Annotated in this window: 12 protein-coding genes; 4 read left to right on the forward strand and 8 right to left on the reverse strand. The window is 74.3% G+C overall.

Annotated features, from left to right (window positions below; all coding sequences use genetic code 11):
• Window positions 1-51: 51 nt before the first annotated feature.
• Window positions 52-1,938 (reverse strand): hydantoinase B/oxoprolinase family protein, encoded by a 1,887-nt coding sequence (locus tag ACI79Y_RS16615; RefSeq protein ID WP_457159552.1) that lies wholly within the window; start codon window positions 1,936-1,938, stop codon window positions 52-54.
• Window positions 1,935-3,998, reverse strand: a complete 2,064-nt coding sequence (locus ACI79Y_RS16620) for a hydantoinase/oxoprolinase family protein (protein WP_457159553.1) — start codon at window positions 3,996-3,998, stop codon at window positions 1,935-1,937. Before ACI79Y_RS16620 ends, ACI79Y_RS16615 begins: the two co-directional genes overlap by 4 nt.
• A 119-nt stretch (window positions 3,999-4,117) precedes the next feature.
• Here ACI79Y_RS16620 and ACI79Y_RS16625 point away from each other — a divergent pair, with 119 nt between their 5' ends.
• Entirely contained in the window at window positions 4,118-4,492 is a 375-nt protein-coding gene (locus ACI79Y_RS16625; RefSeq protein ID WP_457159554.1) for a VOC family protein, read from the forward strand.
• Between the two features lies 1 nt (window position 4,493).
• Here the strand turns inward: ACI79Y_RS16625 and ACI79Y_RS16630 are convergent, their stop codons facing one another.
• Window positions 4,494-5,369, reverse strand: a complete 876-nt coding sequence (locus ACI79Y_RS16630; RefSeq protein ID WP_457159555.1) for a dienelactone hydrolase family protein — start codon at window positions 5,367-5,369, stop codon at window positions 4,494-4,496.
• Between the two features lie 82 nt (window positions 5,370-5,451).
• Window positions 5,452-5,868: a MarR family winged helix-turn-helix transcriptional regulator gene (locus ACI79Y_RS16635; protein ID WP_457159556.1), complete on the reverse strand. Its 417-nt coding sequence runs from the start codon at window positions 5,866-5,868 to the stop codon at window positions 5,452-5,454.
• 71 nt (window positions 5,869-5,939) lie between these two features.
• Between ACI79Y_RS16635 and ACI79Y_RS16640 the strand changes: the two genes are divergently transcribed.
• On the forward strand, window positions 5,940-7,781 hold the full coding sequence (locus ACI79Y_RS16640) for an ABC transporter ATP-binding protein (protein WP_457159557.1): 1,842 nt from the start codon (window positions 5,940-5,942) through the stop codon (window positions 7,779-7,781).
• 12 nt (window positions 7,782-7,793) lie between these two features.
• On the opposite strand, the gene ACI79Y_RS16645 is transcribed toward ACI79Y_RS16640, so the two are convergent.
• Both ACI79Y_RS16645 and ACI79Y_RS16650 read right to left on the reverse strand, forming a co-directional pair.
• The gene (locus ACI79Y_RS16645; RefSeq protein ID WP_457159558.1) at window positions 7,794-8,243 is read right to left on the reverse strand and encodes a hypothetical protein; all 450 of its coding nucleotides are present in this window, start codon (window positions 8,241-8,243) and stop codon (window positions 7,794-7,796) included.
• A gap of 47 nt (window positions 8,244-8,290) precedes the next feature.
• Window positions 8,291-9,127, reverse strand: coding sequence for an SDR family oxidoreductase (locus ACI79Y_RS16650; RefSeq protein ID WP_457159559.1), 837 nt, complete (start codon window positions 9,125-9,127; stop codon window positions 8,291-8,293).
• A gap of 147 nt (window positions 9,128-9,274) precedes the next feature.
• On the opposite strand from ACI79Y_RS16650, the gene ACI79Y_RS16655 reads away from it, so the two are divergent.
• Together ACI79Y_RS16655 and ACI79Y_RS16660 are read left to right on the forward strand one after the other, a co-directional pair.
• Window positions 9,275-10,381, forward strand: a complete 1,107-nt coding sequence (locus tag ACI79Y_RS16655; protein ID WP_457159560.1) for an alkene reductase — start codon at window positions 9,275-9,277, stop codon at window positions 10,379-10,381.
• Window positions 10,382-10,526: 145 nt separating this feature from the next.
• Window positions 10,527-10,916, forward strand: coding sequence for a hypothetical protein (locus ACI79Y_RS16660; protein ID WP_457159561.1), 390 nt, complete (start codon window positions 10,527-10,529; stop codon window positions 10,914-10,916).
• Between the two features lie 139 nt (window positions 10,917-11,055).
• Here ACI79Y_RS16660 and ACI79Y_RS16665 read toward each other — a convergent pair whose 3' ends face one another.
• Window positions 11,056-11,724 (reverse strand): response regulator transcription factor, encoded by a 669-nt coding sequence (locus ACI79Y_RS16665; protein ID WP_457159562.1) that lies wholly within the window; start codon window positions 11,722-11,724, stop codon window positions 11,056-11,058.
• On the reverse strand, window positions 11,721-12,872 hold the full coding sequence (locus tag ACI79Y_RS16670) for a sensor histidine kinase (RefSeq protein ID WP_457159563.1): 1,152 nt from the start codon (window positions 12,870-12,872) through the stop codon (window positions 11,721-11,723). Before ACI79Y_RS16670 ends, ACI79Y_RS16665 begins: the two co-directional genes overlap by 4 nt.
• Window positions 12,873-12,896 lie beyond the last annotated feature (24 nt).

The raw sequence follows: 12,896 nt of genomic DNA on the forward strand, positions 1-12,896 counted from the left end.
GTGCGCTGCCCACCCGCGGTGGGCAGCGCACGACCGCGCCGGGTGGCGCCGTCAGAGCAGGTCGAACTCGTTGTAGGCCGCGCCGCCGGCGAGCAGCGCGTAGCCCGGTCCCCGGTCGAAGAACGGCTCGGTCTCCGGGCGGTCCGCCCGCATCGCGGCACGCAGTTCTCCGGTGGCGGCCTCGTCGGCGGTGCCGTCCTCCCGGACGACCACCCCGTAGTCGCGGCGGGCGCCCTCGACGCTGACCTTCCGCCACGCGATGTCGCGCAGCACCTCCTCGACCGGCCGGTCCAGCGGGTCGCCCCAGCCGCCACCGCCCGTCGTCCGCACCCGGACGACGGTGCCGGCCTTCAGCGGCTCGGCGTCGGCCAGCGCGTCGACCTCGTGCTCGTCGGGACCGCCCGGGTCGACGGTGATGGAGAACGGCCGCCCGGCCTTGCCGCCGTTGACGCCCCAGCAGGACAGGATCGAGCGGTCGGCGATGGACATGAAGTGCGCGTCGCGCAGCACCCGGATGTCCTTCTCGTAGCCGCAGCCACCGCGGTAGCGGCCCGGGCCACCGGAGTCCTTCGCCAGCGCCAGCCGCTCGATCCGCAGCGGGAAGCGCGACTCGGTGAACTCCGTCGGCAGGTTCCGGGAGTCCGGGACGACGTGGATGGTGTCCTCGCCGTCGGCGTAGTACCGCCCGCCCGAGCCGCCGCCGAGCACCTCGCGCATCAGGTACGGCTCGCCGTTGGCGTCGGTGCCGTAGACGCCGGTGTAGCGGATCGTCTCCTGGTCGGCGGGCATCCGGCCGCCGGTGGCCTTGGCCAGCACCCCGGCCAGCACGCCGAGCAGCCGCAGGATGACGAACGTCCGGGCGTTGGTGGGCGCCGGGAAGATCGGGGTGAGCAGGGTGCCCTTCTCCGGGAACCGCATCTCGATCAGCGGCACGACGCCCTCGTTGACGTCGAGCTCGGCCATCCGCTCGGGGCTCTCGGCGAGGTTGCGCAGGATCGGGGCGAGCCACTTCTTCAGGAAGTTGCCGTCGGCGTAGTCGCCGCAGTGGTTGATCGGGCCCTTGGCCTGCGGCCCGGTGCCGGTGAAGTCGATGACCAGCGGGACGTCCTTGCTGGAGTCCATGGTCAGCGTGATCCGCTGCCGGTGCAGCTGCGGCTCCTCCACGCCGTCGTGCTCGGCGTAGTCCTCCCACACGTAGGAGCCGTCGGGGATCTGGGACAGGATCTCGCGGCGGTAGACCTCGGTCGAGCTGCTCAGGATCGCCTCGAAGCAGGACTCGACCGCGGCCACCCCGTACCGGTCGAACAGCTCGCCCAGCCGGCGCGCGCCGGCCAGGCAGGCGGAGCACTCGGCGTCGAGGTCGGCGGCGAGCGAGTCGGGCATCCGCGAGTTGCGGGTCATGATCGTCAGCGCCGCGTCGTTGCGGACGCCGCGGTCCCACAGCTTGATCGGGGGGACCATCAGGCCCTCCTCGAACACGCTGGTCGCCGCCGACGGCATCGAGCCCGGCACCGCGCCGCCGATGTCGTCGTGGTGGCCGAAGGCCTGGATGAACGCGACCACCTCGGGGGTGCCGTCGGCCGCCGCGGCGAACACCGGCACCGTGACGCACAGGTCGGGCAGGTGGCCGATCCCGCCCTCGGAGAGGTAGACGTCGTTGTGGAAGAAGACGTCGCCGGGGTGCATGGTCTCGATCGGGTGGTCGCGGACCACCGGGTGCACCAGCGCCGAGTACGACCGGCCGGTGAGCTTGCGCAGCTGGCGGTCGTGGATGCCGGCCCGGAAGTCGTGCGCGTCGCGGATCATGGGGGATCTCGACGTCCTGCCGATGGAGGTCTCGACCTCCTTCTCGATCGCCGCCAGCGTGCCGGCGACGATCTCGACCAGCACCGGGTCGGCGGCGTCAGTGCCGCCAAAATGGCCATTCTGGCGGTTCATCGGGTGGTCTCCTTCGTGAGCAGCAGGTTCCCGAAGCGGTCGACGGTGGCGAGGAACCCGGGGTGCACCGGGACGGTGGAGCCGAACTCCTCGATCACCGCGGGCCCGGCCACGACGTCGCCGGGGGAGAGGTCCGGCCGCCAGTGCAGCGGCGCCTCGACCCACTCGTCGAAGAACACCGGCCGGGTGCCCCGGCGCGAGTCCCGGCCGGTCGGCGCCGGCTCGACGATCTCCGGACGGCGGATCGGGCCGACACCGCTGACCCGCAGGTTCACCCACTCCACGGCCTGGCGCGGGTCGTCGGCGAAGTCGTAGCCGTACAGTTGGCGGTGGGCGGCGTGGAAGGCGGTGGCCACCGCCTCGATCGCCGCCGCGTCGAGCTCGCCCTCACCGACCGGCACCCGCACCTCGAACGCCTGCCCGACGTAGCGCAGGTCGGCGGTGCGCTGCATGCGCTGCTCGTCGCGCGGGAAGCCCTCGCCGTCCAGGGCGACCCCGGCCTGGCCCTCGAGGTCGGCGAAGGCGGTGGCCAGCGTGGCCGGGGCGACGTCGGCGTGCCGGGCGACCATCGTCTGCACGTAGTCGTTGCGGACGTCGACGGTCAGCAGCCCGAAGGCGCTCACGTTGCCCGGGTTCGGCGGCACCAGGGTGCGCGGCAGGCCGAGGACGTCCATCAGCCGGCAGGCCAGCAGCGAGCCGGAGCCGCCGAAGGTGGTGAGGGTGAAGTCGCGGACGTCGAGGCCACGGGCGACGGTGACCTGGCGCAGCGCGTTGGCCTGGTTCCACGCCGAGATCTCCAGGATCCCGGTGGCGGCGCGCTCGACCGACAGGCCCAGCTCCCCGCCGAGTCGCTCCAGCCCGGCGCGCGCGGCGTCGACCGACAGCGGGATCTCACCACCCAGCAGGTGCGGGGGGATCCGGCCGAGGACGACGTGCGCGTCGGTGACGGTCGGCTGCTCGCCGCCGTTGTCGTAGCAGATCGGCCCCGGGTCGGCGCCGGCCGACTTCGGCCCCACCTTGAGCGTGCCCTCCGGTGACAGCCAGGCGATCGAGCCGCCGCCGGCGCCGACGGTCACGACGTCGATCATCGGGATCTTGGACGGGTAGTCGCCCACCGAGCCCTCGGTGGTCAGCGTGGGCTCTCCGTCGATCACCACGGTGACGTCGGTGGAGGTGCCGCCGCCGTCGCAGGTGAGCACCCGGTCGAAACCGGCGGTGCCGGCGATGAGCGCGGCACCCAGGGCACCGGCGGCGGGGCCGGAGAGCATCGTGGTGATCGGCTGGTGCACCACCTCCGACGCGCTCAGCACGCCGCCGTTGCTCTTCATCACGTAGAACGGCACGCCGGGGGCGATCTCGTCGAGCCGGCGGCGGATGTTGGTGACGTAGGCGCCGACCCGGGGCTTCACCGCGGCGTCGACCAGCGTGGTCACCGACCGCTCGTACTCGCGGTACTCCCGCAGCACCTGCGAGCTGATCGAGACGACGGCGTCGGGGTGTTCCACGTGGAGCACGTCGAGCATCGCCTGCTCGTGCGCGTCGTTCGCGTAGGCGTGCAGGAAGCAGACGCCGATGGTGGTGATGCCGGCGTCCCGGAAGAAGCGGGCGGCGGCGACGGCGTCGTCCCGGTCGAAGGGCCGCACCTCGGCGCCGGTGACGTCGAGCCGGCCGTGCACCGTGCGGACCAGGTCGGCCGGGACGATCCGCGGCGGCTTGACCCAGAAGTAGCTGTTGCCGTAGCCGTCGGGCACCGACTGCCGGGCGATCTCCAGCACCGACTCGTAGCCCTCGGTGGTGATGAACCCGATCCGGTCGAGCTTGCCCTCGAGCAGCTGGTTGGTGGCGACCGTCGTCCCGTGGCTGACCGCGGTGACCGCCGAGCCGTCCAGGCCGAGCTGGCCGAGCACCTTCTGCACGCCGGCGAGGAACCCCTCGGCCGGGTCGGCCGGGGTGCTCGGCGTCTTGGTGGTGGCGACCTCACCGGTCGCCTCGTCGACGGCGACGACGTCGGTGAACGTGCCCCCGGTGTCGATCCCGATGCGTACCCGGCGCCCGCTCATGCCGAGAAACCTTAGCGGTGAGGTACCGCGGCCGGAAGACTCCTCCCGATGAACGCCGCGGCAGGCGCGGGACGGCCGACGGCTGTCGTTCCGTCGGTGCGGCTGGCTAGCGTCGGTGCATGGCAGACCGCCCGCGGATGACGCTGACCGCCACGGTGCTCGACACCCCGGACCCCCGTGGGCTGGCCCGGTTCTACGCCGCCTTGCTCGACTGGCCGATCGGCACCGACGACCCGGAGTGGGTGACGCTGCGCCCGGGTGGCCCGGCGCTCAGCTTCCAGCTGGAGCCGGACCACGTGCCGCCGGTCTGGCCCGCCGGTCCCGGCGACCCCCCGATGCAGTCGCACCTGGACATCGCCGTCGACGACCTGGACGCGGCCAGCGCGTTCGCCCGGTCGCTGGGCGCCACGCCGGCCGCGTTCCAGCCGCAGGAGCACGTCCGGGTGCACCTCGACCCGGCCGGCCACCCGTTCTGCCTCTACCTGCCGGAGTAGGTCAGCCTGCTGCCCGCGGCTGTCCCGGTGGGTCCAGCAGCGCGTTGCGCAGGCCGCCACCGGCGTGCACGGGAGTGCCGGCGCCGGTGAGTCGGTCGCGGAGGAAGGCGACGGCGTCGGCCCGGGCGTCGCTGGTGGGGTGGCCGGGTTCCTCGGCCTGGGGGTGGGTCAGCACCCGGTGCGCGGTCCTGCCGATGCCGGCGGGGTTGCCGGCGCGGGAGCTGATCACGATCGGCAGCCAGCCGTCGCCGAAGGCGGCGCGCAGGGCGCGGAAGCGGTCGGGCGGGCAGGCCTTGTCCTCGCTGAACCGGAGGCCCAGCAGGCGCAACCCCTCGCCGTGCACCCGCTCGATGACGGCGTCCCGCTCCTCGTCGGACACCCCCAGGTCGCCCCGCCGTCCGGGCGTGACGCCGAAGGGCAGCGACGGGTGGCTGGCCACCGGTGCGAGCACCACCGGTTCGGTGGCGGCCGCGAGCGCGAGCCCGCCGCTGATGCCCGTGCCGACCACCCCGACGCCCGGCCCGCCGAGGCGGTCGTGCAGCCGGCGGGCGACCGCGCGGACGTAGCCGGCCACCGGGCGCTCGGCGCGCCTGGCGAGGGTGCGGAACTCGCGGGTGAGGCAGGTTCGCGCCGTCGACCCGAGGGCGTACCCGGGGGAGAGCGGCCGGCCGGGTTCGCCGAACAGCGAGATCGCGGTGACGGTGAAGCCGGCCTCGACCAGGTGGTCGGCCAGCCCCATCACCTCGGGCGTCATGCCGGGGACCTCCGGCAGCAGCAAGACCCCCGGGCCGGAGCCGCGCGAGAACAGGGTGTGGGTGATGCCGGCGTCGGTGAAGTCCTCGGACGTCCAGCCTGCCAGTGCTGACGACTCTGTCATCGCCTGATCGTGGCGCACGGGGCACCGATCGGTCGAGACCTGTGCGCGCGGCCGGGGCAGCTGGTCGGGCCCGGCAGCCCCATCAGTCGGTGAGCTGGCGCAGGATCCGTTCCAGCGTCGCCCGGTCCTCGGCGGAGAGCCGGCCGAACAGCTCGGTGGAGTCGGCGGCTCGCGCCTCGTCGACCTCGCGCTGCACCGTGCGGCCGACGTGGGTGGCCACCAGCACCACGGCGCGCCGGTCTCGCGGGTCGGCGGTGCGCTCGACGAGCCCGCGCTCGGCCAGGCCGTCGGCGACCTCCGTCGCCGAGCGGGGGGCGATGCGCAGCGCGTCGGCGAGCTCGGAGAGCCGGACGCCGTCCCGCGAGCAGACGACGCGCAGCGCGCGGGCCTGGTGCGGGGACAGGTCCCAGGGCGCCAGCGTGGCGGTGAACCGGCGGCGCAGCGTGCGCGCGACCCGCATGAGCAGGTCGCCCAGGGTCGCCGTCCCGCCGTCGCGCATGCCGGAAACAGTACCGGGGGGGTGTGCGGTTACCACACCATGAGGTAACCTCAGCAACCTTCGAGAGAGGGGTGGTCGCCATCGACGACACCTTCCAGTCCGGCCGGGGAGGCGGGCGCCCCGGCGGGCGGCCCGACCCGGCCGACCGCGCGCAGCTGGAGCGCTCGCCCGTCCGGTGGTCCCGGGTGGCCGGGCTGTTCCGCCCGTACCGCGCGCAACTCGCCACCGTGGTCGCGCTCATCGTGGCCAGCTCCGCCATCGCGCTGGCCACTCCGTTCCTCATCCGGCTGGTCATCGACGAGGCCATCCCCGAGCAGGACGTCCCGCTGCTGGTCTGGGCGGTCGTCGGCATGATCGGCGTCGCGGCGGTGACCGCCGTCCTCGGCGTGCTGCAGACCTGGCTGTCCACCACCGTCGGCCAGCACGTCATGCACGGCCTGCGGACATCGGTCTTCACCCACCTGCAGCGCCAGTCGCTGGGCTTCTTCACCCGCACCAAGGGCGGCGAGGTCCAGTCGCGGCTGACCAACGACATCGGTGGCATGCAGTCGGTGGTCACCTCCACCGCCACGTCCTTCGCCGCCAATGCCACCACGGTCGTCGGTACGGCGATCGCGATGGTCGCGCTGAGCTGGCGGCTGTCGTTGCTGTCGCTGATCGTGCTGCCGCCGGCGATCTGGCTCACCCGCAAGGTCGCCCGGATGCGCCGCACCATCACGGCGCAGCGGCAGCGCCACCTCGCCGACCTGCACTCCCAGGTGGAGGAGGGGCTCAGCGTCAGCGGCGTGCTGCTGGGCAAGACCCTCGGCGCCGGGCCCGCGCAGTCGGCCCGGTTCGCCACCACCTCCGACGACCTGGTCGCCCTGGAGGTCCGCTCCCAGCTGGCCGGCCGGTGGCGGATGGCCACGATGAGCATCGTCTTCGCCGGCATCCCGGCGCTGATCTACCTGGCCGCGGGCCTGCCTGCGACGTCCGGGGGGATGACGATCGGCACGCTGGTCGCCTTCACCACGCTGCAGGGCGCGCTCTTCCGGCCGTTGATGGGCCTGCTCGACATCGGCGTCTCGCTGACCGCCTCGATGGCGCTGTTCAGCCGGGTGTTCGAGTACCTGGACCTGCCGGTCGACATCGACGACCCGGCGCACCCGGTGCCGCTGGGCGACGTCCGCGGCGAGGTGCGGTTCGAGCACGTCGGCTTCCGCTACGCCGACGGGCACCGCGACGCGCTGACCGACGTCGACCTGGCCGTGCCGGCCGGCGCGACGCTGGCGCTGGTGGGGGAGACCGGGTCGGGCAAGAGCACGCTGGCCTCCCTGGTCGCGCGGCTCAACGACCCGACCACCGGCCGGGTGACCATCGACGGCATCGACGTCCGCGACGTGACGCTGGCCGACCTGGCCCGCACCGTCGGCGTCGTCGCCCAGGAGACCTACCTGCTGCACGGCACGGTGGCCGAGAACCTGCGGCACGCCAAGCCCGACGCCACCGACGCCGAGCTGGTCGACGCCGCCCGGCGGGCCCAGGTGCACGAGGTCATCGCCGCGCTGCCGGCCGGCTACGACACCGTGGTCGGCGCCCGCGGGCACCGGTTCTCCGGCGGGGAGAAGCAGCGCCTGGCGATCGCCCGCACGCTCCTGCGCGACCCGCGGGTGCTGGTGCTCGACGAGGCGACCAGCGCGCTGGACAACGCCACCGAACGCGCGGTGCAGACGGCGCTGGACGAGGTCAGCCACGGACGCACGACCATCACCATCGCGCACCGGCTCTCCACCGTGCGGGACGCCGACCTGATCGCGGTGCTCGCGCAGGGCCGGGTGGTCGAGCAGGGCACCCACGAGGAGCTGCTCGCCCGCGGCGGTCGCTATGCCGCGCTGACCGGCGCCGCCGAGCGGGAGGCCGTGCTGGCCTCCTGAGCCCCGGCCGGCTCAGCGACCGGGTTCCCGCGGGGACCGGGTCACCGCGAGCACGCTGCCGGCCGCCCCGATCACCAGCACGGCCAGGCCCACGCTGACCCAGCCGAAGGTGTCCCAGTAGACGTCCTCGAGCTGGATGAGCAGCGCGGCCTCGTCCACGATCAGGGCCAGCGCGACGCCGTAGAGCAGCCCGAGCCCCGCCCGGACCCGGTTCGACCGGTCCCCGATCGCCGCACCGCCGACGACGGCCAGCAGCAGGATGCCCCAGAGGTAGTGGTGCAGGTGGGTGCCGCCGACCTCGACGTCCCCCAGCCCCGCCACGTCGACGCGGATCAGCCAGGTGAGCAGCCGCAGTGCCGCGAACGTGACGGTGAACCCCCACCAGGCCAGCACGTAGCCACGGCGGGTGGCGGCCACCTCGCGCAGCCGGTGCGGACGGCGGTCGGTGCGCTCGGCGTTCACGTCAGCACCATGCCCGACGTCCCGCCGAGCGCGTCGAGCGGCCCCGCTCAGCCCCGGGCGCCACCGTGTGCGGCCTTGGAGACCGCGTCCCACTCGCGCCACTCGGCGAGCCGGGACTCGTAGTCCGCGGTCGCGATGGCCAGCGGTGCCTCGCCGAAGAAGATCCGCAGCGGCGGGTCCTCCGCGTCGACGAGGGCCAGGACGGCGGCCCGGGTGGCGGTCGGGTCGCCCGGCGTGCCGCCCAGGCGCTGGCGGCGCTGCTCGGCGGCCTTCTCGCGGAACTGGTCGTAGGCCGGGTTCGGGGTGGCGTGCTTCGCCGAGGCGCCGCCCCAGTCGGTGGAGTAGCCGCCGGGCTCGATGAGGGTGACCTTGATGCCGAAGTCGGCGACCTCCGCGGCCAGTGACTGGGTCATCGCCTCCAGCGCCCACTTCGAGGCGTTGTAGATGCCGATGTTCGGGAACGCCGAGATCCCGCCGATGCTCGACACCTGCAGGACGTGCCCCGAGCCCTGCGCACGCAGGAACGGCAGGGCGGCCTGGGTCACCCACAGCGCGCCGAAGACGTTGGTCTCGAACTGCGCGCGGGCCTCGGCCTCGGAGATCTCCTCGATCATCCCGAACTGGCCGTAGCCGGCGTTGTTGACCACGACGTCCAGGGAGCCGAAGTGGTCGTGGGCCCGCCGGACGGCGGCGAACGCGGCGTCCCGGTCGTCGACGTCGAGCCGGATCGGCAGCACCCGGTCGCCGTACTGCTGCACCAGGTCCTCCAGCGATGCGGTGTCGCGCGCGGTCGCGGCCACCCGGTCGCCGCGTTCGAGGGCCGCGATCGACCACTCCTTGCCGAAACCGCGCGATGCGCCGGTGATGAACCAGGTCCGGGCCAATGGGAACTCCTCGTGACGGTGGGGATCTGGCAGGCCTCAGCGCCGGGTCGGGCCGCGGTGTTCCGGGTGCGGCGCGTCGGGCGGCTGCGGCGGCGCTGACGGCGGAGTGAGCCTCGCCGCAGTCGAGCCCGGGCCGGAATGGTCGTCGTGCGCAACCACCTTGTGCACGGCATGGACCTGTTCTCCCCCGTGACGCTCGGTGACCTCGAGCTCGCCAACCGCGTCGTGATGGCCCCGCTGACCCGTATGCGCGCCGGTGCCTCCGGCGTCCCGAACGACCTGCTCGTCGAGCACTACGCCCAGCGCGCCTCGATCGGCCTGATCATCACCGAGGGCACCTACCCGCGGTTCGAGTCGCAGGCCTTCGTCGGCCAGCCCGGCATCGTCACCGACGAGCAGGCCGCCGGCTGGGCGCGCGTCGCGGAGGCGGTGCACGCCCGCGGCGGGCGGATCGTCCTGCAGCTCATGCACGGTGGCCGGGTCACCCACCCCGACGTGAACGGCGGGCGCCGGGTCGAGGCGCCCAGCGCGATCGCGATCAACGGCGCGGGTCACACCGAGAAGGGCAAGCAGCCCTACCCGGTGCCGCACGCCCTCACCACCGAGGAGGGCGCGCAGGTCCGCGACGACTTCGTCGCCGCCGCCCGGCGCGCGATCGACGCCGGCCTGGACGGCGTGGAGGTGCACGGCGCCAACGGCTACCTGCTGCACGAGTTCCTCTCGCCGGCGTCCAACCAGCGCGACGACGTCTACGGCGGCACACCGGAGAACCGCGCCCGCTTCGTCGTCGAGGTGGTCACCGCCGTCGCCGAGGCGGTCGGTGCGGGCAGGGTCGGCCTGCGGATCTCCCCGGAGCACAACATCCAGGACGCGCTGGAGACCGACCGGGGCGACGTCCTGGCCACCTACGGCACCCTGGTCGACCAGCTGGCGCCGCTGGGCCTGGCCTACCTGTCGATCCTGCACGCCGAGCCGGCCGGTGACCTGGTCCAGGAGCTGCGCCGCCGCTTCGGCGGCCCGCTGGTCGCCAACAGCGGCTTCGGCACCGTGACCACCCGCGCCGAGGCGGTCGCCCTGATCGAGGCGGCGCACGCCGAGGCCGTCGCCGTCGGCCGGGCCGCGATCGCCAACCCCGACCTGGTCGAGCGCTGGCAGGGCGAGCACCCGGAGAACGAGCCGAACGCGGCGCTGTTCTACGCGGCCGGCGCCGAGGGCTACACCGACTACCCGACCCTGGTGGCGTCCCAGAGCTGATCCCCACCGTCGTGCGCCGGGCGTGCGTTCCCCGCCCGGGGACCGACGACCGGCGCACGACGGCGACCGGGGGCCCACCGCGGGGCGGTCGGGACCTGACAGGCTGTCGGTCGTCCGTTCCCGGTGATCGAGAGAGGCAGTCGCGATGGCGCGCACCCCCTACTTCCGCATGAGCCGGCGCACCGACCTCGTGCTGACCGGCGCGGGGTTCGCGGTGGCCGGCGTCGCGCTGCTCGCCTGGGTGGCCGCCGAGGAGGCGCTGAGCGCACCGCGGTCGATCGGCGCGCTGCTGCTGGTCCTCGCCGGGGCACTGCTCGTCGTGTCCGGGGTGCGGGGATCGGACGGGACGGCGGCGCCCGCGTTCCGCGACCGGACGACGTTCGGCCTGCTCCTGCTGCTGATGAGCGCCGAGCTGGCGCTGTGGAGCGTGGGCGTGCCCGACCGCGCTGGCCGGTTGGGCGCCGCCACCGGGTTCCTCGTGGTGGGGGCGGTGTTGGTGATCCGCGGCGTCCGGTCCCGGCGGTCCACCGACTGACCGGCGTCGACAGGGACGTCGGCCGCGGCGGGCCGGCCGAACAGCATGCCCCGGCCGCTCCTCCCGCTCACGCACGGTGGCGGGCGACGGTCACGGACCAACCGTCCAGTTCCGGTGACCACTCCGCAGGAGTCGCGGGTCAGGGCTCCAGCAGGCCGGCCTCGTGGGCGAGGATCGCCGCCTGGGTGCGGTTGGCCAGGTCGAGCTTGGTGAGCAACCGGGAGACGTAGGTCTTCACCGTCGCCTCGCTGACGAACAGCCGCCCGGCGACCTCGGCGTTGGAGTCGCCCCTGCCCAGCAGCGCCAGCACCTCCCGCTCCCGGTCGGTCAGCGCCGCCACCCGGCGCAGCGCCTCGGCCCGTCGGGGCGCGGTCCGGCGGTGCACGTAGGAGTCGATGAGCGTCGCGGTCACGGCCGGGGAGAGCGTCGCCGTCCCGTCGGCGACCGCGCGCACCGCGGCCGCGATCTCCCGGGGCGGGGTGTCCTTGAGCAGGAAGCCGGCCGCGCCGGCGGCGAGCGCGGCGTACACGTACTCGTCCTGGTGGAAGGTGGTGAGCACGGCGACCTGCGGCGGCTGGGGCAGGGCCAGGATCTGCTCGGTCGCCGCGAGCCCGTCCAGCACCGGCATCCGGATGTCGATCAGGACCACGTCCGGCCGCAGCTCCCGGGCCGCCCGCACCCCTGCGGCGCCGTCGCCGGCCTCGCCGACGACCTCGAAGCCGCCCGAGGACTCCAGCACGGTGCGCAGGCCGAAGCGCACCAGCTCCTCGTCGTCCACGAGCAGCACCCGGACGTCGGGCCCGGTCACGCCGGCAGCTCCGCGTCGATGCAGAAGCCGCCGTCCAGCCGGGGCTCGGCCGTGAGCCGGCCGCCGAGGGTGCGCACCCGCTCACCCAACCCCACCAGGCCGTACCCGTCACCGTCCACCGGCTGCGGTGGGCGGGTCGGTGCGCCGTTGACCACCCGCAGCCGCAGTTGCTCCGGCCCGCGCTCGACGGTCAGCTGCACCCGCGCGCCGGGGGCGTGCTTGCCGGCGTTGGTCAGCGCCTCCTGCGCGATCCGGTAGGCGGCCCGGCCCACAGCCGGATCGACGGCCGGCTCGGGCGCGGGGTCGGCCGGGCTGGTGAGGGCCACGTCCATCCCCGCCTCCCGCGCTTGGTCGACCAGCCGGGGGAGGTCCTCCAGGCCGGGCTGCGGGCCCAGCGGCGCCTCGTCGTCGACGTCCCCGGCGCGGAGCACGCCGACCATCTGGCGCAGCTCGGCCAGTGCCCGCCGTCCGGCGCTCTGCACCTGCCCGGCCAGCTGCTCGACCCGCTCCGCGTCGCGCGCGGCGAGCTCGATCGCGCCGGCCTGCAGCACCATCAGGCTCACCCGGTGCCCGACGGCGTCGTGCATCTCCCGGGCGATCCTGGTCCGCTCGGACAGGACGGCGTCGCGGGCGGCCAGCTCCCGCTCGGCCTCGGCCCGCTCGGCGCGCTCCTGCAGCACGCGCAGCAGCTGCTCCCGGGTGCGCTGCCAGATCCCCAGCGCGGCGGGGAGGGCGACGATCACCCCGGTGACGGCGACGACGATCGTCCAGCCGCCGACGGTGATGGGGTCCGCGGCCACGGCGATCGCGACGGCCCCGGCGAACCCGGCGCCGCCGCGCACCCACCAGGAGCCGCTGTAGCGGCCGACGGCGTAGCTGGCGACCAGCCACGGCGCGGTGGGGGACAAGCCGAGCGCGGTCGAGACGACGCAGACCGCGAAGGGGACCGCCGGCCGGCTCCGGCGGAAGAGGAGCAGGGTGAGCGCCATCAGCCCGGTGGCGACCGCGGCGGCGACCAGGCCCAGCTCCGGGGGCGCGATCGTGCCGAAGTCGCTCGCGGTGAGCACCACGGCCAGCCCGGCGAGCAGCGCCTCCAGGCCGATGCCGCGCGCGTCCAGGCCCGGCCAGATGCGCTCGCGGACCCTCATGCGCCGGAGCGTAGGTCCCGGCCG

It is taken from the genome of Modestobacter sp. SYSU DS0875 (assembly GCF_054050915.1).